This window comes from Nocardia sp. NPDC059195, assembly GCF_042754695.1.
Lineage (GTDB): Bacteria > Actinomycetota > Actinomycetes > Mycobacteriales > Mycobacteriaceae > Nocardia.
The window spans coordinates 552,364-575,686 of record NZ_JBHZBG010000001.1 but is presented as its reverse complement, the minus strand read 5'-3'; the positions used below and the strand labels follow the sequence as shown (position 1 = coordinate 575,686).

The 23,323-nt window shown below is 66.6% G+C and carries 19 protein-coding genes; 10 read left to right on the top strand and 9 right to left on the bottom strand.

Annotation, left to right across the window (positions count from 1 at the left end):
* Positions 1–28 precede the first annotated feature (28 nt).
* The 8 genes from ACFXKN_RS02635 to ACFXKN_RS02600 all read left to right on the top strand — a co-directional run bounded on the left by ACFXKN_RS02635 (position 29) and on the right by ACFXKN_RS02600 (position 9,211).
* On the top strand, positions 29–1,195 hold the full coding sequence (locus ACFXKN_RS02635; protein ID WP_379432257.1) for an acyl-CoA dehydrogenase family protein: 1,167 nt from the start codon (positions 29–31) through the stop codon (positions 1,193–1,195).
* On the top strand, positions 1,195–1,959 hold the full coding sequence (locus ACFXKN_RS02630; protein WP_379432237.1) for an SDR family NAD(P)-dependent oxidoreductase: 765 nt from the start codon (positions 1,195–1,197) through the stop codon (positions 1,957–1,959). Before ACFXKN_RS02635 ends, ACFXKN_RS02630 begins: the two co-directional genes overlap by 1 nt.
* Complete coding sequence (locus ACFXKN_RS02625; RefSeq protein ID WP_379432236.1) at positions 1,959–3,233, top strand: CaiB/BaiF CoA transferase family protein; 1,275 nt, start codon at positions 1,959–1,961, stop codon at positions 3,231–3,233. Before ACFXKN_RS02630 ends, ACFXKN_RS02625 begins: the two co-directional genes overlap by 1 nt.
* 273 nt (positions 3,234–3,506) lie before the next feature.
* Entirely contained in the window at positions 3,507–4,343 is an 837-nt protein-coding gene (locus tag ACFXKN_RS02620) for an enoyl-CoA hydratase/isomerase family protein (RefSeq protein WP_379432235.1), read from the top strand.
* 2 nt (positions 4,344–4,345) lie between these two features.
* The gene (locus ACFXKN_RS02615) at positions 4,346–5,488 is read left to right on the top strand and encodes a thiolase family protein (RefSeq protein ID WP_379432234.1); all 1,143 of its coding nucleotides are present in this window, start codon (positions 4,346–4,348) and stop codon (positions 5,486–5,488) included.
* A 15-nt stretch (positions 5,489–5,503) separates the two neighbouring features.
* Positions 5,504–6,655 carry an acyl-CoA dehydrogenase family protein gene (locus ACFXKN_RS02610; RefSeq protein WP_378949689.1) on the top strand — a complete coding sequence of 384 codons (1,152 nt, stop codon included), beginning with the start codon at positions 5,504–5,506 and terminating at the stop codon, positions 6,653–6,655.
* Positions 6,656–7,068: 413 nt separating this feature from the next.
* A complete protein-coding gene (locus ACFXKN_RS02605) occupies positions 7,069–8,202 on the top strand; it encodes a WD40 repeat domain-containing protein (protein WP_379432233.1) in 1,134 nt (377 codons plus the stop codon).
* Positions 8,203–8,290: 88 nt separating this feature from the next.
* Complete coding sequence (locus ACFXKN_RS02600) at positions 8,291–9,211, top strand: hypothetical protein (protein WP_379432232.1); 921 nt, start codon at positions 8,291–8,293, stop codon at positions 9,209–9,211.
* 32 nt (positions 9,212–9,243) lie between these two features.
* On the opposite strand, the gene ACFXKN_RS02595 is transcribed toward ACFXKN_RS02600, so the two are convergent.
* Genes ACFXKN_RS02595 through tnpA form a run of 6 tightly spaced genes read right to left on the bottom strand, consistent with a single transcriptional unit; the run spans position 9,244 to position 16,953 of the window.
* A complete protein-coding gene (locus ACFXKN_RS02595) occupies positions 9,244–10,677 on the bottom strand; it encodes an aldehyde dehydrogenase family protein (protein WP_378949683.1) in 1,434 nt (477 codons plus the stop codon).
* A 2-nt stretch (positions 10,678–10,679) separates the two neighbouring features.
* Positions 10,680–12,386 carry a thiamine pyrophosphate-binding protein gene (locus ACFXKN_RS02590; protein ID WP_379432231.1) on the bottom strand — a complete coding sequence of 569 codons (1,707 nt, stop codon included), beginning with the start codon at positions 12,384–12,386 and terminating at the stop codon, positions 10,680–10,682.
* A complete protein-coding gene (locus ACFXKN_RS02585) occupies positions 12,367–13,299 on the bottom strand; it encodes an SDR family NAD(P)-dependent oxidoreductase (RefSeq protein WP_379432230.1) in 933 nt (310 codons plus the stop codon). Before ACFXKN_RS02585 ends, ACFXKN_RS02590 begins: the two co-directional genes overlap by 20 nt.
* The gene (locus tag ACFXKN_RS02580) at positions 13,296–15,119 is read right to left on the bottom strand and encodes a flavin-containing monooxygenase (RefSeq protein WP_379432229.1); all 1,824 of its coding nucleotides are present in this window, start codon (positions 15,117–15,119) and stop codon (positions 13,296–13,298) included. The genes ACFXKN_RS02585 and ACFXKN_RS02580 overlap by 4 nt, the downstream gene beginning before the upstream one ends.
* 25 nt (positions 15,120–15,144) lie before the next feature.
* Positions 15,145–16,506 (bottom strand): aromatic ring-hydroxylating dioxygenase subunit alpha, encoded by a 1,362-nt coding sequence (locus tag ACFXKN_RS02575; protein WP_379432228.1) that lies wholly within the window; start codon positions 16,504–16,506, stop codon positions 15,145–15,147.
* 51 nt (positions 16,507–16,557) lie between these two features.
* Positions 16,558–16,953 (bottom strand): IS200/IS605 family transposase, encoded by a 396-nt coding sequence (gene tnpA, locus ACFXKN_RS02570; RefSeq protein ID WP_379432227.1) that lies wholly within the window; start codon positions 16,951–16,953, stop codon positions 16,558–16,560.
* A 38-nt stretch (positions 16,954–16,991) separates the two neighbouring features.
* Between tnpA and ACFXKN_RS02565 the strand changes: the two genes are divergently transcribed.
* Entirely contained in the window at positions 16,992–18,185 is a 1,194-nt protein-coding gene (locus ACFXKN_RS02565) for an RNA-guided endonuclease InsQ/TnpB family protein (RefSeq protein WP_379432226.1), read from the top strand.
* Between the two features lie 21 nt (positions 18,186–18,206).
* Here the strand turns inward: ACFXKN_RS02565 and ACFXKN_RS02560 are convergent, their stop codons facing one another.
* From ACFXKN_RS02560 to ACFXKN_RS02550, 3 genes are all read right to left on the bottom strand, one after another.
* Entirely contained in the window at positions 18,207–19,064 is an 858-nt protein-coding gene (locus ACFXKN_RS02560) for an SDR family NAD(P)-dependent oxidoreductase (RefSeq protein WP_379432225.1), read from the bottom strand.
* A complete protein-coding gene (locus ACFXKN_RS02555; RefSeq protein WP_379432224.1) occupies positions 19,061–20,656 on the bottom strand; it encodes an SMP-30/gluconolactonase/LRE family protein in 1,596 nt (531 codons plus the stop codon). The genes ACFXKN_RS02560 and ACFXKN_RS02555 overlap by 4 nt, the downstream gene beginning before the upstream one ends.
* 311 nt (positions 20,657–20,967) lie before the next feature.
* A complete protein-coding gene (locus ACFXKN_RS02550; RefSeq protein ID WP_379432223.1) occupies positions 20,968–21,774 on the bottom strand; it encodes a FadR/GntR family transcriptional regulator in 807 nt (268 codons plus the stop codon).
* A 124-nt stretch (positions 21,775–21,898) separates the two neighbouring features.
* On the opposite strand from ACFXKN_RS02550, the gene ACFXKN_RS02545 reads away from it, so the two are divergent.
* Positions 21,899–23,068 carry an acyl-CoA dehydrogenase family protein gene (locus ACFXKN_RS02545; RefSeq protein WP_378949662.1) on the top strand — a complete coding sequence of 390 codons (1,170 nt, stop codon included), beginning with the start codon at positions 21,899–21,901 and terminating at the stop codon, positions 23,066–23,068.
* Positions 23,069–23,323: the final 255 nt, after the last annotated feature.

Below are 23,323 nucleotides of genomic sequence, written 5' to 3'. Positions count from 1 at the left end.
GAGAGGAGACCGAACAATGCCCGAAGGCATGCATTTCGACCTGTCCGAGGATCAGGAACTCATCCGCTCCTCGGTCGCCCAGCTGTGCCGCAAGTTCGACGATCAGTACTGGCTGGAACACGATCGGGACCACGAATTCCCCACCGAGTTCTACCGGGCGATCGCCGACGGTGGCTGGCTCGGCATCACCATCCCCGAGGAATACGGCGGGCACGGCCTCGGCATCACCGAGGCCACCCTGCTGGCCGAGGAGGTCTCGCGCTCCGGCGGCGGGATGAACGCCGCGAGCTCGATCCACATGTCCATCTTCGGGATGCAGCCGGTGGTGGTGCACGGTTCCACCGAACTCAAGCAGCGCACCCTGCCGCGCATCGCCGCCGGTGAGCTGCACGTGTGCTTCGGCGTCACCGAACCCGGTGCGGGACTGGACACTCCGCGCATCACCACTTCGGCTCGGCGCGACGGTGACCACTACGTGGTGAACGGCCGCAAGGTGTGGATCTCCAAGGCGCTCGAGTCGGAGAAGATCCTGTTGCTGACCCGGACCACGCCCTACGGCGAGGTCGAGAAGAAGACCGACGGCATGACCCTGTTCCTGACGGATCTGGACCGTGCCCACGTCGACATCCGCCCGATCGCCAAGATGGGCCGCAACGCGGTGAGCTCGAACGAGCTGTTCATCGATGACCTGCGGGTGCCGGTCGAGGACCGGGTCGGCGAGGAGGGGCAGGGCTTCCGCTACCTGCTCGACGGGCTGAACCCCGAACGCATGCTGATCGCGGCCGAGGCGCTCGGCCTCGGCCGGGTCGCGCTGGACCGGGCGGTGCGCTACGCCAAGGAGCGGGTCGTCTTCGACCGGCCGATCGGCATGAACCAAGGTATTCAGTTCCCTTTGGCCGACTCGCTGGCCAGGCTCGACGCCGCCGAACTGGTGCTGCGCCAGGCGACTTGGCGTTACGACAACGGCAAATCCTGTGGGCGCGAGGCGAATACGGCCAAATACCTGTGCGCCGATGCCGGCTTCACCGCGGCCGACCGCGCCCTGCAGACCCACGGCGGAATGGGGTACGCGGAGGAATACCACGTTGCCCGGTATTTCCGGGAGTCGCGGGTGATGAAGATCGCGCCGGTCAGCCAGGAAATGATCTTGAACTTTTTGGGCACCCACGCCCTTGGCCTACCGAGGAGCTACTGATGGCGCCGCAGACACTGTTCGACCTCACCGGGCGTTCGGCGCTGGTGACCGGGGCGGCGGGTGGCATCGGCGCCGCGGTCGCCCAAGCGCTCGCTACCGCGGGTGCCGCCGTACTGGTGACCGATCTGGACGGTGCGGCCGCGGCGGCCGTCGCGGAGAAGATCACCGGAAACGGCGGCACCGCGGCGAGTTTCGCCTTCGACGTCACCGACGCCGACGCGGCGGCCGAGGCCGCCGAGCGAGCGGCCGCGCTCACCGGCGGCGCGCTGCACATCGTGGTCAACAATGCCGGGGTGACCGCGCCGGCGATGCTGAACAAGACCACCGGGGAATCGGTGCGGCTCCTGTTCGACATCCACGCGCTCGGGGCCATCCAGTGTGTCCAGGCGGCGCTGCCGTACCTGCCCACCGACGGCACCGGGCGGATCATCAATGTCACCTCCGCGGCGGGCATCGTCGGCACGCTCGGCCAGGTGAACTACTCCGCGGCCAAGGCGGCGGTCATCGGCATCACCAAGTCGATGGCGAAAGAGCTGGCGCGCAAACAGATCCTGGTGAACGCGGTGGCGCCGCTGGCCGCGACCACGATGACGCAAGCCATCCGTACCGACGACCGGTTCGCGCCGCAGATGCTGGACCGGATCCTGTTGCGCCGCTGGGCCGAACCGGACGAGGTGGCGGGCGCGTTCGTGTTCCTGGCCTCCGATGCGGCCTCTTTCGTCACCGGGCAGGTGCTGCCGGTGGACGGCGGCACGGTGATCTGATGACACCGGTCGACCCACCCGCGGCCGCGCCGCTGGCCGGGATCACCGTGATCGCGTTGGAACAGGCCGTCTCGGCGCCCATGTGTACCAGGGTGCTTGCCGATTTCGGTGCGCGGGTGATCAAGATCGAGAACCCGGTGGGCGGTGATTTCGCCCGGCATTACGACGATGTGGTGCTCGGGCAGGCCGCCCACTTCGTCTGGGTGAACCGGGGCAAGGAATCGGTGGCGCTCGACCTGAAAACCGATGCGGGGCTGGATATTCTGCATCGACTGCTGGGCGGTGCCGATGTGCTGGTGTCCAACCTCGCGCCGGGCGCTACCGCCCGGCTCGGTCTGTCGCCGGACGAGCTCGCCGCCCGCTATCCCTCGCTTGTCGCGGTCGAGATCGACGGGTTCGGTCGCGACGGGCCGCTGTCGCACAAACGCGCCTACGACCTGCTGGTGCAAGCCGAGGCGGGAGTTTGCGCGGTAACCGGGACAGCTGGGCAACCCGCCAAACCCGGTCCGCCGGTGGCGGATGCGACCACCGGGCTGTACGCCGCGCTCTCGATCATGATGTGTCTGTACCGTCGCGACGCCGGGGCGGCCGCAGGAGGGCCTGTGCCCATCGGCCACCTGGTGCGCAGCGAGGGCGCAACGATCGGCATCAGCCTGTTCGACACCATGGCCGAACTGATGGGATACCACCTCACCTACGCCCGGCACGCCGGTGTGGATCAGGAACCCCTCGGCATGAGCTCACCCGCCGTCGCCCCCTACGGCGCCTACCCGACCGCCGACGGCCACACCGTCGTCCTCGGCACCACCAACGACCGCGAATGGCAGCGACTGGCGACCACCGTCCTGCAACGCCCGGACCTGGCCGCCGACACCCGATTCCGCACCAACACCGGCCGCACCAGCCACCGCGCCGAACTCGACGCCGCCATCACCGCCTGGTGCACCCGCCACGACCTGGCCGACATCCAGCGCATCGCCGACGAAGCGGGAATCGGCAACGCCCGCTACAACCGCCCCAGCGAAGTCATCGCCCACCCACAACTGACACAGCGCGACCGCTGGCGCGACATCGAAACCCCAGCGGGCCCCATCCCGTCTCTCCTGCCGCCGGCGGTGATCGCCGACTACGAGGCGCCCATGGGTCCGGTACCTGCACTCGGAGCCGACACCGAACACATCCTCGGTGAAATAGGCTGCACTGCAAGCGAAATCGAGCAGATGCGTCACGTCGCCGTGATCGGCGGACCAGTCCGCACCGAGGTCGCGACATGACCGCCGAAGCGACCTCGGGCACAGACGCAGCACGATCGGTCTCGTGCGACAGCCAGTCTGTACCGGGGTCGTGCGCGGCGCGCTGCTGCAGTGACCAGCGGCCGCAGGCGTGCGTGCGCGCTGCCACCCGTCGAAGGTCCCCTTGTCGGGCGGTCAACAGCGGCGTCAGATCATGGTCGGCGCCGACGCCCCGGCCCCGGTGTCGCCGCCCAGTGCCGGACGAGGCGTTAGTGCCTGTGCGCCAGCAGGATCGCAGCGTGGCGAGGTGGCGACATGACCGGTGACGGCTCCGCTGGTCCTGTACTCCTGGTCTCCGACCGCGACGGCGTACGCACACTGACCCTGAATCGCCCCCACCGGCGCAACGCCATCGACGCCGAACTCTTCACCACCCTGGCCGATGCGTTGCGCGTAGTCGCGACCGATCGCAGTGTGCGGGCGCTCGTCCTCACCGGAGCGGGCAGCGCTTTCTGTTCCGGGGCCGACATCTCGGTGCCGGACAACGCGCACCCGATCTACCGCATGCGTCCACTCACCGATGTGGCGACATTGCTGCACGAGTTGCCGCTGCCCACGGTCGCCAAGGTCGCAGGACCCGCGATCGGGGCCGGGTGGAATCTGGCGCTGGGATGCGATCTGGTGGTCGCGACCCCGGAATCGACCTTCGCGCAGGTGTTCACGGCCCGCGGGCTCACCCTCGATCTGGGTGGTTCGTGGTTGCTGCCCCGGCTGGTCGGGATGCAGCAGGCCAAACGGCTGACGCTGCTGGCCGAAACCATCGATGCCGCCGAGGCGCACGCACTGAGTCTGGTCACCTGGGTTCGTCCCGCGGACGAGATCGACGCGTTCACCGACGATCTCGCTGCCCGGCTGGCCGCGGGCCCACCGGTCGCGCTGGCCCAGACCAAGACACTGCTGCACGAGGGCGCCGACGCCACCCTGCGCCAAGCACTCGCCGCCGAGTCCCGCGCACAGGGATTGAACTTCGCCACGGCCGACGCGCCGGAAGCCTTCGCCGCGTTCGCCGAACGGCGCGAACCACGCTTCACCGGGCGGTGGACGGTGCATCGTCCACCGATCCGTCCCACGAGCTCCGAGAACGGGAGATAGACATGCCCGAGGTAGTCATCGCAGGCGCGGTCCGCACCGCGGTCGGCAAACGCAACGGCGGTCTGGCCGGGGTGCACCCGGCGGACCTGTCCGCCCAGGTACTCACCGCACTGGCCGCACGCACCGGCCTCGACCCGGCCGTCGTCGACGACGTGGTGTGGGGCTGTGTCTCCCAGGTGGGCGACCAGTCGAGCAATATCGGCCGGTACGCGGTGCTGGCCGCCGGCTGGCCGGAGAGCGTGCCCGGCACGACCGTGAACCGTGCCTGCGGGTCCAGCCAGCAGGCCGTCGACTTCGCCGCCCAGGCGGTCATGTCCGGCATGGTCGATGTCGTCGTCGCCGGCGGGGTCGAGGTGATGAGCCGGGTGCCCCTCGGCGCAGCCAAAGTCGGTGGCGCACCGTACGGTCCGCGGGCATTGGCCCGCTACGACGGCTTCTCCTTCAACCAGGGCGTCTCCGCCGAACTCATCGCCGGGAAGTGGGGCCTGAACCGGACCCGCCTCGACGAATTCTCGGTGCTCTCCCACGAACGCGCCGCCGCCGCCCAGGACGCGGGCGCCTTCACCGAGCAGATCGTGCCCGTGACCACCGAAGACGGTGTGGTCGAGGTCGACGAGGGCATCCGGCGGGGGAGCAGCGTGGCGAAGCTGGCGAAGCTGAAGCCTGCATTCCGCGACGACGGAGTCATCCACGCGGGCAACTCTTCCCAGATCTCCGACGGCGCGGCCGCCCTGCTGCTCACCACGCCGGAGAAGGCGCGCGAACTCGGGCTCACCCCGCTGGCTCGCTATCGCGCGGGCGCGGTGGCCGGTTCGGATCCGGTGCTTATGCTCACCGGTCCGATCCCCGCCACCGAGAAGGTGCTGCGCCGCGCCGGGCTCGCACTGTCCGAGATCGGGGTGTACGAGGTGAACGAGGCGTTCGCGCCCGTGCCGCTGGCCTGGCTGGCCGAGACCGGCGCCGACCCGACCCGGCTCAACCCGCTCGGCGGGGCGATCGCACTCGGCCATCCGCTCGGCGGCTCGGGCGCGGTCCTGCTGACCCGCATGCTGCACCACATGCGCGACAACGGGATTCGCTACGGCCTGCAAACCATGTGCGAAGGCGGCGGCACCGCCAACGCCACCGTCGTCGAGCTCGTCTGAGATCAGGGAGATCACGTGCGTCGCGAATTGTTCACGCCCGATCACGAGGCATTCCGGGAACTGGTGCGCGGTTTCGTCGAGAAACGCATCGCACCGAACTACGCGGACTGGGAACGCGCCGGGCGGATGCCCCGCGAGATCTTCACCGAGATGGGCGAACTCGGCCTGCTCGGCATCGCGCTGCCCGAGGAGTTCGGCGGCGCGGGCCTGCGCGACTACCGCTACAACGTGGTCCTGCAGGAAGAGGCCGCCCGCGCCCTGGTGACACTCGGGACCGTCCGCACCCAGCTCGACGTCATCCTGCCGTACTTCCTCGAATACGCCGACGCCGCGCAGCGCGAGCGCTGGTTCCCCGGCCTCGCCGCCGGATCACTGCTCACCGCGATCGCCATGACCGAACCCGGCACCGGCTCCGACCTGGCAGGCATGCGCACCAGCGCGGTCCGCGACGGCGACCACTACGTCCTCAACGGCGCCAAGACCTTCATCACCGGCGGACTGCTCGCCGATCTGGTGATCGTCGTGGCGCGCACCGCCACCGACCCGGACAATCGCAGGGCGGGGCTCACGCTGTTGGTCGTCGAGGACGGGATGCCCGGCTTCGAACGCGGCCGGGAACTGGAGAAGATGGGCTGCAAGGTGCAGGACACCATGGAACTGTCGTTCACCGATGTGCGGGTACCGGTGGCCAACCGGCTGGGGGAGGAGGGCGCGGCCTTCGGCTATCTCGGCCACAACCTGCCCCAGGAACGGCTCACCGTCGCGGTCGGCTCGGTCGCCCAGGCGCGCGCGGCGATCGGCGCCACCGTCGAATACACCAGGGAGCGTACGGCTTTCGGCACACCGGTCGCCTCGTTCCAGAACACCAAGTTCGAGCTGGCGGCACTGTCCACCGAAGTCGAGGCCGCGCAGACCATGATCGACCGGGCCGTCACGGACTTGGTGGACGGCGTGCTCTCCGGCGCCGACGCCGCCCGGGTGAAACTGTTCTGCACCGAGGTCCAGGCCCGCACCGTCGACCGATGCCTGCAACTGTTCGGCGGCTACGGCTACATGACGGAATACCCGATCGCCCGCCTCTACACCGACGCCCGCGTGGCCCGCATCTACGCCGGAACCAGCGAGGTGATGAAGATGATCGTCGCCAGAGACCTCGGCCTTTCCTGACCCGGGACTGGTACACCCGCAGCGGGGCCGGGCGCGCTGATCGAAATCCCTACGACATCATGCCCATACCTCGCCGCTGCGGACTCCACGCACCAGGATTGGGGCCGGCCACGGCGGTGCCGCCGGGACCAGCGATCTATCCGGCCACGCCGTTGGACGTAGTTGCGCAGAGGGGGTTCGCCACCAACATGGCAGCTTTTCGGGCCTTCGCCTGAACTGCCCTGTGCTACAGTGCGATTCGGAACACGTGTCGAAACAAGCTGCTTTGACGGGGGTCGCCGGAATTTCAATCTCGTCGAATCGGCGAACGATCCAACTAATTGCATGCATAGCACCGAAGCTGACGGTTCAAGATCCACGCAACAGGCTGCTATTATTGCGCACCTACTTACACGAAGCAGGGTGAAGTACCCATGTCACTTCGATCGCTGGCGACGGCCGCCGGCATTGTCGCGATAATTTTGGCAATAACCATCACGTACGTCGCTCTGCAGCGCGACAATGTCGGTTACTCCATCAGCCTGCGTCAGCTAGGCGAGTTTCGAGGGGACAGCGACTTTTCATTCAGCACGGACGGTGAAACAATCTTTGCTACGACGACACCGCCGGGCAGTAATTTCTACAATATTGTAGCCGAATGGGGTGCGCGAACACAAGTTAGATCCGGAGATATGGTCTGCGACAACCTGGAGCGAGACTATATTCCATTTCAATCGGGCTTTGTAACCGCTATTTCCGCCAGTCCAGATGGTAAGATCATTGCAGTCGCAGGACCGTGCGGCAACTACCCGGAAGGTTATACGGGCGGAACTTCGATTCAGTTTTGGGATATCAAATCTCGCGAGCTGGTGAAAACCATACGAACAGTACACTCTGCGCACTATCTAGAATTGACATACAGTCCCGACGGAAAAGTCCTCTACGCATCTGGCACAGTTGGTGCAAATGTTACCTCAACCGCGGCCGGGGTGGATGTGTGGGATATCGAACAATCTCGCCTGATCACAACCCTGAAAACCGGCCGGAGCGGAATTGTCACGGGCACCACGGTGTCACCGAGCGGCGAAACGATTGCCGTAGCAGTTGAATCTGCAAATGGGTTTGATGACGGCCGGGTGATGCTGTGGAACACGCATGGGTATGCCCCTGTAGGCCTAGATCTCACTAATGTTCGTCAGATAGAATTTCACCCAGAGGGCGAGCTGCTTGTTGCGGGGGGAAATGATTCCTCGGTGCGTTTAGTTGATGTGACTTCCTCCGAAGTTATTCGCACGATGCACGTCCCTCTATTGTGCGAGCACCGTCGAATCGACTACCTGTCCGTGAGCCCCGATGGGCGGATGATCGTTGGATCCGGATACAACATGCCAGCGATATTCTGGAAGATCGATGACGGGAGCGTGTCGAACTCCCTTCCACGCGAATGCACAGACAGCAATCGGGTTGAGTCTGGATGGGGAGAGGTTCTGTTCAGCCCCACAGGTGACCTATTTGCGATGCGCAAGGGTCTGCGGATAACCGTATGGTCGATAGAACGATCATCCTGAGGGCCGGATGGTTCTCCTCGCATCAACTAGCCGCATTCTCAGACATTGCAGCCGAAACCGAGAAAACTCCACTTGACGACGGAGGGGCATGCCCAATACCAATCAACCGACTCGGCCACGTCGCCCGAATCGAGTATCGCGCCTGAAGCCACAGCGTAAGCCGAGTACACGAGAACGCTTTACCAAGCGTTGGCTGGACGCGATTTCCGGACTTGGGCGAACATCCAAACTTGCGATCGGACTCGCACTTACGGCTGCCCTGTCCGGAGTAATAGGTATTGTTGGAACAACCTACGGTCCAGACCTAGGGGATCAGATTCGCCTGGGTCCTCCACTAAAATCTGTCGTCCAGCATGAAATCGGGGAAAAAGGGCATACATATGCGCTACCTGGAATAATTCCCGACAATCCGGCCAGCGTCCCGCTTGCAAACCTCCGCGACATTATTTCGCAGCATCGGGGGGTTACGGTCAGTCCGCTGCGTTTAAAACTGATCGTCGAGGGTGCGAGGAACAGCACCGTGACGATTGCCGATATCGTCCTTCGTGTAACCAAACGATCCGCTCCCCATGCTGGGACCCTGATCGTCGCCAAAGGTCAGGGTTCTGAGCAGAATTTGCGGGGCTGCGTCGACATATCGAGCCAGTTGCCGAAGGTAATTCAGCGGGAAGACGGTGGAAGCTGTGCAGAATCGGCTAAGCCATACTTCGACGGGAATCGGGTTGAATTAAAACTTGGCGAACAGTATGTAATAGATCTCGAGATATACGCACCGTCGGAATCTGATCATTCGGGATACTACGAATTCGAACTAGTGCTCCGAACAATTGTTTCCGGACAAGCGGTGGATATCACAGTCAAGGATGGCGATTCGCCTTTTGCTGTGAGCTCTTACGCCGGCGCCTACTCTGACATCTTTGGTCGCCTGACATCGACTAAAGATGGTGTGCAGCGGTCTGATTCGGTAGATGCGTGTGATCCGTTGTGTCACCCCGTGCCTCGAAAGTGATAACGATCTGCTATTGACCTGCTGAAACCCGACTATGATGGAGCCCCGGGGGTGTAGCCGAGGATTCCCTTGATCTCGAGGTAGTCGTCGAAACCGAAAGCGCCCCATTCGCGGCCGTTGCCGCTCTTGCGGAACCCGCCGAACGGGCAGTGGAAATCGAATCCGTCGTTGATCGAGACGAATCCGGCCCGGATGCGGTGGGCTACTGCTCGGGCCTGTTCGAGGTCGGCGCCGGCGACATTGCCGGCGAGTCCGTACTCGGTGTCGTTGGCGATCTCGACCGCGTGGTCGATGCTGTCGTAGGCCAAGATCGTCAGCACCGGGCCGAAGATCTCCTCGCGCGCGACCGTCATGTCGTTGGTGACGTTCGCGAACACCGTCGGTTTGACGTAGTAGCCCTTGGTCAGCCCGTCCGGGCGGCCGGTGCCGCCCACGACCAGGGTCGCGCCCTCGTCGATACCGCGCTGAATGAGACCCTGCACCTTGTCGAACTGCGCCTTCGACACCACCGGGCCCAGGGTGACCTCGGTGGTCGGATCGCCGACGGTCAGCTGCTCGGCGGCCGACTTCGCCGCCGCGATCGCCTCGTCCATCCGCGCGCGCGGCACGAGCATCCGGGTCAGCGCGCTACAGGTCTGGCCGGAGTTCATCATCAGCGGACCGATGCCCGCCGCGACATTCGCCGCGAACTGCTCGTCGTCGAGCACGATATTGGGACTCTTGCCGCCGAGTTCCTGGGTAACCCGCTTGACGCTGGGCGCGGCGGCGCGGGCCACCTCGATCCCGGCCCGGGTGGAGCCGGTGAAGGAGATGACGTCGACATCCGGGTGCGCGGCCAGTGGTGCGCCCACCCCCGGACCGTCACCGTGGACCAGGTTGAACACCCCGGCCGGCACCGCGGCGGCGTCGAGTACCTCGGCGAAGATCTGCGCGCTGAACGGCGACTGCTCCGAGGGTTTGAGCACGACGGTGCAGCCTGCGGCCAACGCCGGGAACACCTTTACCGCGATCAGGCTCAACGGCCAGTTCCACGGCGTGATCAGTCCCGCGACGCCGATCGGCTCGCGCGCGATCAGCGTGGCACCCCGTTGCTCGGTGAACGGGTAGTCCCGCAGCACCTGGATCGCCGTATCGAGATGTCCGGCAACCAGATTCAGCTGGAATCCGTTGGCCAGCGCAGCCGGTGCGCCCATCTCGGCGGTCAGCGCGGTCGCGATGTCGCCGCGACGGCGCTCGAACTCGACACCGATCGCGGTCAGCACGGCGAGGCGCTCGTCGACCGAACTCGCCGACCAGCTCGCGAACGCGCCGCGCGCGGCGGCCACCGCCCGGTCGACATCGGCCGCGGTGCCCGCGGTGACGGTGCCGTAGACCTCCTCGGTGGCCGGGTCGACGACCTCGAAGCTTGCGGTGCCGGCGGGCTCGATCCACTTGCCGCCGACATAGAACGTGGAGATATCTGGCATGACTACTGGGTTCCTTCCGCGTACCAGGTGCGGAACTCGTCGTAGGAGGGCATCTCCTCGGAGTTCGCCTTGGGGTCGACGGCCACGTGGATCACGCCCGGTCTGCCACTGGCGTAGGCCCGTTTGATCGCAGGCGCGATGTCCTCCTCGCGCTCGACGTACTCGCCGTAGCAGCCGAAGCCCTCGGCCACCTTGTCCAGCCGGGTTCCGGTACCCCAGTGCACGCCGGTCTCGAGCGAGCCCTGCCCGAAGGTGCGTTTGTACACGCCGACCTCGAGACCCCACGCGTAGTCCACCGCGACCACCGACACCAGCGGAAGATTCAGGCGCACAGCGGTTTCCAGCTCAGCGATCTGGAACTGGAACGAGGAGTCGCCGGAGATCAGCATCACCGGGCGCTTGCGGCCCTCAGCGACGGATGCGCCGACCGCGTAGGGCAGGCCGGTACCGAGGTGGCCGAAGTTCTGGTTCCAGATCACGTCGTGCGGCTTGGCCTGGGAGTAGGTCCAGCCGAAGATCGTGGTGGCGCCGCCGTCGCGCACCATGATGCCGTCGGCGGGAAAAGCCTTGGTGGCCTCCACGATCAGCCGCGCCGGATGCACCGGGGTACGCCCCGACGGTGCGGTCTCGGCGAGTTCGGCCAGCCGTGCGGCGTCCTGTTCGATCCAGCCCGCCAGCTCCGGGGTGGCCGTGCGCGGGGTGTCGCGCAGCGCATCGACCAGCTGCGGCACGATCGCGCGCAGATCGCCGACCAGCGGCACGTCGATGGATCGGTTGACCCCGATCGCGGTCGGATCCTGTTCGACCAGAATCCATTTCCGGTTCGCCTCGTTCGCCACCCAGTGCCTGCCGCGCCCGTAGTGCACCGGCTCACCCAGCTCGGTGCCGATCGCCAGACACAGATCCGACTGCACCACGGCCTCGACCGCCGACGGGGAGAAGCCGTAGGGGAATGTGCGGTCCTCGATGCCCTCGATATACGAAGTGCCACCGGAGGTCTGGATCACCGGCACCGCCAGCAGTTCGGCCAGTTCCCGCACCGATGCACCGGCACGGGCGGTATGCGCACCGTGACCCACCAGCAGAATCGGCTGCTTCGCCGCCCGCAGCAGCTCGACCGCCTCGGCGATCTTGTCCGCACCCGCCGTCTGGCCGACCAGGCGATACGCCGAGGGTGGCAAGGGCGCGGGCACATCCAGTTCTTCCAGGATGACGTGCGAGGGGTATTCGATGTAGACCGGTCCGGGTGTTCCGGTGAGTGCCTTGCGCAGGCCCTCGCGGATGATCTCGTCGGTCTGGTCGGCGTATTCGATGCTGGCGCTGTACTTCACCGAATTCTCGAACAGCGCAGCCTGTTTGACGAATTGGATGCGCCCGCGCCGCACCCGCTGCTCGGTGATCCTGGCACGCTGACCGCCCAGGAAGATCACCGGCGAGTTCTCCACCAGCGCGCACATCATCGCGCCGGCGAGATTGGCGACACCGGGCCCGAGGGTGCCGATACAGACCGCCGCCTTGCCCGTCATCCGGGAGACGGCCTCGGCCATGAAACCGGCCGATTCCTCGTGATGCGGTGCGATGACGTTCCAGCCGCGTTCCTCCGCGAGATGGAACATGTGCACGAAATTCGGATCGGGAATACCGAAAATCGTGTTGATACCTTCGGCTTCGAAGAGCTGAAGGATCCGTTCATAGACTTTGACCGACATGCCGGTGTGCCTCCGTCACTAGCGCGAAACTCTTCCTGAGGTGATCTGTGTGACCGGCCGGAACCGGCGGCAGGATCCACGAATCCGTGGTGTCGCGGATCGCGTCGATCTGCTCGCCGACCTGCTCGATCGTCCACGAGGGCCGATGGACCCCCGGGGTTTCGGCGATATAGGCCCGGCCCACCCGGCCTGCGACGGCCACCAGCATCTCGCCGGTGATCGAGCAGGACTCGTGGGCGAGCCACCCGACCGCCGGGGCGGTGAGCTCGGGTCCCATCGGCGGATAGGCGGAGGTGTCAAGGCCGTCCGCCAGCCGGGTCACCGCGGCGGGCACGATGACATTGCTCGTGATGCCCGCGTCCGCGCCCTCGAGCGCGACGACATTGGACAGCCCGATCATCCCGGCCTTGGCCACCGCGTAGTTGGCGACGCCCTTGTTGCCGTAGAGCCCACCGATCGAGGAGGTGAGTACGACGCGGCCGTATCCGGCCTGGGCCATGATCGGAAAGGCCGGGCGCACCACGTGGAACGCGCCGCGCAGGTGCACATCGAGCACCGACTCGAAATCCTCGTAACTCAGCTCGCTGAGCGAGCCGTAGCGGACATTGCCCGCGTTGTGCACCAGGATGTCGAGCCGCCCGAAGTGCGACAGCGCGGCATCGACGATCGCGCGCCCGCCTTCCGGCGTCGCGACCGACTCGCCGCACGCGACGGCTTCGCCACCCGCCGCGCGGATCTCGGCCACCACCGCGGCGGCGGGATCACCCTCGACGGTGTCGCCGCGAACACTGCTGCCCAGATCGTTGACCACGACCTTGGCGCCACGCTCGGCCAGCAGCAGCGCGTAGGCGCGGCCCAGACCGCGGCCCGCGCCGGTGATGACGGCGACGCGATCGTCGAATCGCAATGTCATCTGCTCAGCTCCAGGCCGGGCAGGTCGCCGCTGTCGCGCCAGGCCCGCAGGAGGTCGCCGAAGGCGTAGAAGCCGGGCCAGTACGGTTCACCGAGGTGCGAGCGGATGTTCTTCTCGCCCTCGTTGTTGTAGTAACCCGGCGTGCATTCGCGCTGGAAAGTGCTGTTGTCGACGGCCGTCTCGCGCACCGTGGTCACCCACTCCTGCACCGCCTCGACGGTGGGCTCGATCGTGGCGACTCCGGTGTCGACGGCCTGCTTCAGGATGTAGGCGATGTGCTCGGCCTGCTGGTCGAACATGTCGGTGGTGCTCGCGGTGACCCCGCCCTGCAGGAACCCGGTGAAGAACAGATTCGGGAAACCACGGGTGGTGAGGCCGTGCAGGGTCTGGTACCCCTCGCCCCAGTGCGCATAGAGCGAGACGCCGTCGCGGCCGGCGAACGGCGCGATCCCGAAGCGGCGGTCCAGGTCGGTGGTGATCTCGAAACCGCTGGCGAAGATGATGCAGTCCAGCTCGTGCTCGACACCGTCGGCGACGATTCCCCTGGCCGTGATCCGTTCCACACCTTTGGTTTTCGCGACATCGACCAGGGTCACGTTGTCGCGGTTGAAAGTGGGCAGGTACTGGTCGTTGAAACACGGCCGCTTGCACAGGAACCGGTAGTACGGCTTGAGCGCGGCCGCGGTGGCCGGGTCGGTGACGATCTCGTCGACGCGCCCGCGCACCCGCTCCATCGCCTTGTAGTCCTCGAGCTCACGCAACTCCATGAACTTCTCCGGCGTCAGCGTCGCCCACCCACCGGTGGCGCTGAGATGTGCCTCGAGATTACGGCTGACCTCGGTCCAGCCGTCACAGATCAGATCGGCCTGGCCAGGAGTGAACGCCTCGAACGCGGCGGTGTGGAAGTTGCGCTTGCGCTCGCGGGTCCAGCCCGGCTGCACCGAGGCCGCCCACTCCGGATCGGTCGGCACGTCACCACGCTCGTAGACATAGGAGGGCGTGCGCTGGAAGACAGAGAGGTGCTCGGCGGATTCGGCGAGATGCGGCACGATCTGGATGCCGCTGGCGCCGGTGCCGATCACCGCGACCTTCTTGCCCGCGAGTTTGTCCAGCCCGCCGCGCATACCGCCACCGGTGTACTCGTAGTCCCAGCGCGCGCTGTGGAAGGTGTGACCGGTGAACTCCGAGATGCCAGGGATGCCAGGCAGTTTGGGCTTGTTGAACGGGCCCTGGGCCATGATCACGAAGCGGGCGCGCAGGTCGTCGCCGCGGTTGGTGCCGATGCGCCAGCGGTCGAGCTCGTCGTCCCAGCGCAGCGACTGCACCAGCGTGCTGAAGATCGAACGGCCGTACAGGTTGTAGTGTTTGCCGATGCGCTGCGCGTGCTCGAAACACTCGTCGCCGCGCGCGTATTTCTCGGTCGGCATGTAGCCGGTTTCCTCGAGCAGCGGCAGGTAGGCGTAGCTGTCGGTGTCGCACTGGATGCCGGGATACCGGTTCCAGTACCACGCGCCACCGAAATCGCCTGCCAGCTCGATGATCCGGAAATCGGTGACCCCGGCCTCCTCGAGCCGGGCGGCGGCGAGCAGGCCCGCCCAGCCGCCGCCGAGGATCGCGATGCCGATCTCGTCGGCGATCGGTTCTCGTGGCACCACTCTCGTGTACGGATCGCCCTCGTAGAAGTCGGTGAAGTCGTCGTCGGTGACCAGGTACTGCCCCTGGCCCTCGGTGCGCACGCGCTTGTCGCGTTCGGCGAGGTAGGTGGCCCGGAGTTCCTCGACATCGATGTCGGGGGTCTGCGTGGATGCGCAGTCGCTCATGCGGATTTCCTTGCTGGAGAGTGATTCAGGCGAGATCGCGGGGCGCGCCGGTGTCCATGTACCGGGCCAGGTTGTGGTGCAGGTTGACCACGCTGCGTTCGCGATAGGGGTTGGGCTTGGGACCGGAGAAGCCGCGTGACTTCATGCCCTGCTGGACCGCGGCCATATTGTCGAAGTCCTGCGGCAGCACGGTGCGCCAGCCGGGGTCGCCGACCGGGGTGTACTCCCATTCGGTCTGCGGCTCTTGCCCTTCCGGGAACAGCTCGAAGACCGCGGCCTCGAAGACGCACTTGTCCGGATCGGTGCCGTAGGGGCGGAACCGGTAGCAGAGCATGTTGTTGACCGCGTGCCCGATCTGGAAGTTCGGGAAGATCTGCCAGGCGGTGCCGCTGCGGGCGACGATGTCGGGTTCGACCTTGGGCCAGTCGACCCCGCGCGCCTGGTCCTCGGCCCGCGCGGTCTCGAGCCAGTAGCGCAGCACCTGGTCCGACGGGGTGCCCTCGGGCAGTTCGTCGACGAGCCGGTTGGCCACATCCACCAGCGTGCGGGTGGTGTTGGTGTTGGCGTTGTCCCAGGTGAAGTTCTGCAGCTGGGCGGTGGAGATCCTGGCGTCGGCGCCGCCGCCGACCCGCAGCTTGGCCTGGTTCTCCTCCATGCCCTTCGGCGCGTCATAGCCGATATTGCTGTGCTTGCCCTGCGCGCGGGCCCAGCCGAGGAAGGAGCCGAAGTTCGAGAACTCCGGATGGGTGTAGGGGACGTGGTAGGTCTCCATGAACGCCTCGAAGGCGACCTTCCAATTGCAGTCGAACGTCAGCCATTTGCGCCACCGGTAGCGCATCTTCTCCAGCTCGAAGTGCTCGAGCAGGCTCGCGGCGGGTTCGAGGTAGTCGCGCAGGGGCTCGCAGTCGGGGTCCATGTTGATCCAGACCCAGCCACCCCAGGTGTCGATCTGGACTTTCTGGAGTCCGTCGTTGCGCTCGGTGAGACCGCACGGCCAGTCCTCGCGTTCGGCGACGAAGGTGTTGCGGCCGTCCAGGTCGTAGCGCCAGCCGTGGAAGCTGCAGGTGAACTGGCGGGCCTGGCCGCGCCCGTCGTGCGCGCCGGGGGGAGTGTCGACGAGGCGGCGGCCGCGGTGGGCGCACACATTGTGGTAAGCGCGCAGCGTCTCGGGCGTGGTCCGGACGACGATGATCGAGTCGGCGCCGATCTCGTAGGTCAGGTAGTCGCCGGCCCGGGGAATCTCCTCGACCCGGCAGACCTGCTGCCACACTTTGGCCCACAGCCGGTCGCCTTCGGCCTTGGCGTATTCGGGGGAGATGTAGGCCTCGACGCCGATGGTCATGGGGGTCGACAGCGGATCGGTGGCGGTTTCGGCGGTTTCGGTCATCTCGAGAGCTCCGAGGAAACCCTCGGCTTCAGCCGTGGGGAGGAATCGGAGCTAAGCGTTTTTCTGGTTCTCGACATAGCGTTTCACTACCTCCAAAGTTGCGCCGCCGACTGTGGCGACGAAGTACGAGTTGGTCCACAGGGTGGGCAAGCGGGACTTGAGGGCGGGGAACTCGGCACGCAGGACGCGGGAGGAGCGGCCCTTGATCTGTTTGACCAGGCGGTGAATCCCGAACTGCGGATCGCATGAGACGAGCAGGTGCACCTGGTCGGGCATGGTTTCCAGCTCGATGATGTGTGCGTCTCGTTCGGTGCAGACTTCCCGGATGAGTTGCTCGAGACGGTCTTCGATGCTTCCGCCGATGACTCGCCGCCGGTATTTCGGGCACCATACGACGTGGTAGGTGCAGCGGTAGACGACGTTGTTGTTAGATCGGATCTCGTCCATGCAAACAGTATATTGCTCTGTGCTGTATAATCTTTGGAGTGGAAGAGACCGTGCGCTACACCTACCGCTTGCGCCCCGGTGCGCAGGCGGTGCGCGCACTGGAATCCGAATGGCATCGCTGCCGGTTCCTGTGGAACGAAGCCGTCCACCAGCAACGTGGGGAAGAGAAACCCACCTTCGCGCGGCTGTCGAAGATGCTCACCGAAGCACGCGCCCGCACCGCGTGGTTGCGGGCAGGTTCGCAGGTCGCCCAGCAGCAGATGCTGCGCACCTACTCCCGGGCGTTGGACCATTCGTTCACGGTGAAGGGACGCGGCCGACCGACCGTTAAGCGGCGCAGGACTTCTCTGCCGTCGCTGGAATACACCACACGCGGGTTTGGTATCGCCCACCGCATGCTTGCCTTGCCGAAGGGTGTCACCATCCCGGTCGTGTGGTCGCGGGAATTGCCGTCGGAGCCGTCGTCGGTCCGTGTCTACCAGGATTCGCTCGGCCACTGGTACGCCGCGTTCGTCGTCCGCCGCGAAGTCGAACCCGCTCCCGCCGCGACGGGCAGCATCGGTATCGACTGGGGTGTCTCCACCACGGCAACCGCCACCAGCCCCGCCCATGACCTGCCGTATGCAGGGCATCGTCGCCGTTGCGCCGCTGAACTCGCACGCGCCCAACGGAAGATGGCCCGCCGACGCCGCCCCAAAGGACAGACACCCAGCAACGGCTACCAGCAGGCGCGGCGTGAAGCTGCCCGCTTGCACAAGAAAGCAGCCCGGCAGAACACCCATGCCGCACGAGTATGGGCGCGTCGTGTCGTCGCCGATCACCACCTGATTGCGGTTGAAGACTTCAAACCGAAGTTCCTCACCCGGTCCACGATGGCGCGGAAGGCGGCTGATGCTGCGATCGGTGCAGCGAAACGAGAACTGATCGAATGTGCCACGCGGGCGGGGCGAAAGGTGGTGCTGGTTCCGCCCGCGTACACGACGATGACCTGCGCGAGCTGTGGAGCGAGAGCCAAGCAGCGGCTTGCCTTGCAGGTGAGGATATTCAGTTGCGACACCTGCGGGCACACCGCAGATCGTGACCGGAACGCCGCCACCGTAATTCTGGCGGCCGCGGTAGAACTCGACCGTGCCAGTGCAGAAGACATAAGACATTGCGGGCCTCCCTCCGGGGCGGTCAATGGTGCAGTCCGAGTTGGAAATCCCCCGGCTTCAGCCGTGGGGAAGGGTTAAGACATCCTCCTGATGCGTTCGTCAGTGGGTGATGGCGGCGCGGAAGTCCTCGTTCTCGAGGAACAGCGAGGTGTGGTCACCGCCCAGATGGGTCCAGCGCAGATTCAGGCCGCCGTCCACCAGCAGCGTCTGGCCGGTGAGATAGGTCGACAGGTCCGAGAGCAGGAACAGGATCGGCCCGGCCTGTTCGGCGGGCTGTCCGCGCCTGCCCATGGTGATGGCGCGCCGGTCGCGGTCGGGGTCGGCGCCGACATAGGCCCGCGAGGCCGGGGTCTCGGTGACGCCGGGCGCGACCGCGTTGACCCGGATGCCGTCCTGGGCCAGCTCCACGGCCAGCGTCCGGGTGGCCGCCACGAGGGCGGCCTTGGCGGTGCCGTAAGCGATGTGGAAGGGCGCGGTGTTCATCCCGCTGATCGAGGAGACCGAGACGATCGACCCCGGGTTGCCCTGTTCTCGCAGTGCGTTGGCCACGCCCTGGCTCATGAAGAACATGGTTTCCAGGTTCTGGGCGAACAGCGCGCGCCAGTCCTCCCGGGTGACGCGGGTGGCGGGCATCCAGGTGGCGGGGTCGGCGCCGCCGGCCACGTTCACCAGTCCGTGCAGGCTGCCCGGCAGGTCGGCGACCCGCTCCAGTACCTTCGCGATCCCCTCGTCGGTGCCGGCGTCGGCGGCGACCGGGATCACCGAAAGTCCTTCGGCTGCCAGGGGATTGATGTGGGAGTCGAGATTCTCCTTGGACCGGCTCACCGCCACCACGGTTGCCCCGGCGGTGGCGACCAGGCGGGTGACCGCCGTACCGATGCCACCGCCGCCCGCGCCCGAGACGATGACGATCCGTCCGCCCAGCCCCAGGCCCGCGAAGCCCGCCGCCGCGCTCATGCCTGCACCTGCAGTGCGAGCACACTGCCCTCGGCGTCGGCGGAGACGTAGACGGTGCCGTCGGGCCCGGCGGTGATGCCCGCGAACGGGCCCATCGGACCGGAGAACGGCGGCGTGCCCAGCAGTGGCTTGGCGACCACGCCCTCGGGCACACCCACCGGCAGGTTCGCCGCGACCACGCCGCGGACCTTGGTCGCGAGGTCGAACTCGATCAGTGCCTTGAGCCCGACATCGACGATGAGAAGTTGATTGCCACGCACCAGGATTCCGTGCGGGGTGTCCAGACCGTCGACGACGGTGTCCACCCCGCCGCTGCCGATCGAGACGATCCGCCCGCTGCCGGACTCCGAGACCAGCACGGTGTCGTCGGGGCCGACGGCCACCCCGAGTGGGCGGTCCAGACCGCTCGCCAGCACCTCGACCGAGCCGCCGCGCAGCGAAAGCACCCGGCCCGCACCGAATTCGGCGACCACAACGGTGCGATCCGCGGTGGCGGCGACGCCATAGAGCTGGTCGTAGCCCTCCGCCAGCACCTCGGTGACGGGCTCGGGTCCCGGTCGGTAGGAGGCGATCTCGCCCGAGGAGGTCGCGACCACGAGCTCGCCGGGGCCGACGGCCGTGACGCCGCGGACATAGCCGGGAGTGTGGAGGCTGAACAATGAGGCGACCTGGGTGAGCCCGGTGTCACCGAATGCGTAGAGGTAGGTGCCGTCGGCGACGTAGAGGGTGCCGTCGGGAGTCACGGTGAGATCCAGCGGCCACATCAGACCGCCTTCCAGAACGGCTTTCGTGGCGCCGCCGGTGAGGATTTCGGTGATCTCGCCGGTGAAGCTCGACACGAACAGCCGATTGCCGACGAAGGTGCAGTTGTCCAGACCGGGCGCGAGCGCGGCCAGTACCTGCCGCTCGCCGGTGCGCGGATCGATCCGCAGCACCTCGCCGGTGCCGACCTGGGTCGAGACGAGGTAACCCTGGGCATCGAACTTGACCGAGTCGGGCACGCCGAGATCGCCGACGACCCGTTCGGGTTCGCCGCCGTCGGGATCGATGCGCCAGATGTCGTTGGTGCCCATGACCGGGTAGTAGAGAAGCCCGTCGGGACCGAATTCCATCGCATTGGGCATCGGCAGGTTGTCCTGCAGGACGCGCGGGGCGCTGCCGTCGAGCGGCAGTTCCAGCAGGCGGCCGCCGACCCGGCACTCGTTGACGAACAGCCTGCCGTTGTGGAAGGTGATGCCGTTCGCGCCGGGCAGGTCGGCACGCAGTACGCGCGAGGTGCCGTCGGGGCTGCGCACGCTGACACGGGCGTCCATGTACTCGGTGGCGATGAGATTGCCCTCGGTGTCGAAGGCGAGATCGTCGGGGGCGACGATGTCGCCGCCTTTGGCGCTGACGGTCTCGAGTTCGCCGGTGGTGACGTCGAGCGCGCTGATCTGGCTGCCTGCCACCTGCGCGACGTAGACGCGGTTGTCCGCGCCGGTGCGTAGGCCGTTGGCGCCGAAGAGGCGGCTCGGTGGTGTGAGTCGGCGCAGGCTCCAGCCCTCGGCGACGGTGAATGGTGTCTCGCTGCGGTAGCGCGCCCCTCGGGTCACTGTGGGGCCCTCCCCTACGGTCGGATCAGTGGGTGTTGCGGGTCACGGTACGTCAATCCTCACAATGATTGCAATACTGGATTTCCCGGGCGGAACCCCTGGTCAGCGCGCATTCTGCGAGTGCGGGCATGGCTGTATGACGAGGCGCTCCGAGGGGTGATGCGGGGCCGCGAGAGCGGCGATCGAGGTCGGGCGACTCGTCGAAAAGGCAAGGGAACTAGATATGCAAGAACGTGAGAATTAGATTATCCAAGACCGGGTATCGATGGGCCGGTATCCGTGAATCCGCTGGTGCAGAGGGATATCCGGGCTCAGATCCGGGTGCTCGGCCGCATCCGCGTCGTCGGCCGGGCGCCCTGGGGCGACGCGCTGATCATGTCGGCGTCGTACCGTTCGAGCACCAGGCTCTGGGTGGCCGCGAGGTGGCTGCGGTAGAGCCGCTCGGCCTCGGCGGCGCGACCTGCCTCGATCTCGCCCGCGATCCGGCGGTGCGTGCGCACGGCGGCGTCGGCCTGCTCGCGGGAGGGGTACTTGCCCTCCTGGGTGAGTTCCACCGCCCATGCCTGCTCCTGCGCGGACCACAGTGTCACCAGCGAACTCACCATGTAGCGCACGGTGAGATTGGGGGTGTGGGCCACGATCAGATCGTGGAATTCTCTTGCGGTGTGGGTGAATTCGGCACCGTCGTCGAGCAGCTCCGCGGACTTCTCGACATTCTTCAGCAGGGCAGGCACCACAGTTGTCGCCCGGTCGGCCCGGCCCGCACAGGCGGCCGCGCACAGAGGTTCGAACATGCGCAGGCCGACGGCCAGATCGCCGAGCGTCACCCGGGCGCCCTGCAGGGCGAGGCCGAGATGGTAAGCGGCCGAGGACTCGTCGGGCCGGTGCACCTCGGCGCCACCGACATTGCCGCGGCGGACGGTTACCAGGCCCTCGGTCTCCAGGATGCGCAGCGCCTCACGGATCGACGGGTAACTGACACCGAAGTCCTGGACCAGCTGGTCCTGGGTGGGCAGCCGGTAGTCCGCGTCGCCGGTGAGGATGCGGGCGCGCAATTCGGCGGCGACGGTCTCGGCGATCCGGCGCTGCGGCACCCGCCCCCGGCGTGGGCCGGTCATGCGGCTCGCCTGTCGCGCACTGCATCCCGGGTCGTCGTCTCCGCCATGGGCGGCAGTCTAGTCGTGGCGCTGTTGACCCCACAAATATTGCTATCCTTATGAGGATTGACGTACGGTGCGTCGTATGGACTTCACCATGGGCGAAGCCGCAGCGGGTCTTCGCAGCGAGCTCCGGCGGTTGATCGCCGCGGAGGTTCCGGACGATTTTCTCGGTGCGTTCACCGACGACCCCGCCGATCTGGCGACGGCTCAGAAATTCTGTGGCGTGCTCGCCGAGCGTGGATTGCTCTGTGCGGCATGGCCGGAGCGTTTCGGCGGACAGGGCGCTTCGGTGTGGGAGCAGACTGTGGTGCGCGAGGAGATGTGGGCACACCATGAACCGCGCGGCGCGCAGTACATGGGTGTCAACTGGGTCGGGCCCACTCTGATGCGGCACGGCACCACCGAGCAGCAGCGCCTGCACCTGCCGCCCATCGCGGCGGGCGAGGTGATCTGGTGCCAAGGCTTCTCCGAGCCGGATGCCGGGTCGGATCTGGCCTCGCTGCGCACCACGGCCCGCCCTGACGGCGACGGCTGGCGGATCTCCGGGCAGAAGATCTGGACCTCCTACGCCACCATGGCGCAGTGGTGCTTCCTGCTCGCCCGTACCTCGTCCGGTGGCCGTAAACAGCAGGGGCTCACGGTGTTCCTGCTGCCCATGACGGCACCCGGCATCGAGGTCCGCCCGATCCGCTCCATGCTCGGGCCGCACCACCTCAACGAGGTCTTCTTCGACGACGTGCCCGTCGGCCCGGCCGATGTGCTCGGCACCGTGGACGAGGGCTGGGCCGTGGTCCAGGAGGTGCTGGCCTTCGAACGGGTCGGCATCGCCCGCTACGCCCGCTGCGAACGGCTGCTGCAGCTCGCGCCGACCGCACTCGGCGAACGCTGGGATACCTTGCCGTCGGCCCTGCGCGGCCGATGGGCAAGGGCGCTGACCCGGGCTCGGCGGGCTCGGCTGCTGGCGTATCAGGTTGTCGCCATGCAGAACACGGGTCGGGTGGCACCCGGCGACGCCGCCGCCTACCGGATCGCGGTCACCCGGCTGGATCAGGAGAGCGCCGCGCTGCTCACCGAATTGGCCGCCCACGTGGCCGACGAAAAGGGCACCCGTCGGCAGTTCCGCCGCGCCGTCGAGGACCACTGGCGCTACGCGAACGCCGCGACCGTGGCCTCGGGCAGCGTCGAGATACAGCAGATCCTGCTGGCCAGGTCGCTGCTGTCCGGAACCCGACGATCAGGGGCGGCGGCGTGAGTTCGGCGGCGATACCACCAGGGGGCCACATGTTTCTCGAATTATCCAGCGAGGCCGCCGAATTCGGTCTCCAAGCCTCGCGCGCCCTGCGTGCCGCGGGCGGTGACGACCTGGTCCAGCTGGCCGAGGCCGACCCGACGATCCGGCGCACGACGATCGCGGCCGTCCTGGAGCGCCTCGGCGCGTGGGACCTGAGCCCGCGTCGCGACCCCATCGAATTGGAAGCAGCTGCGGCACTGTGCCGCAGCGCGGGCT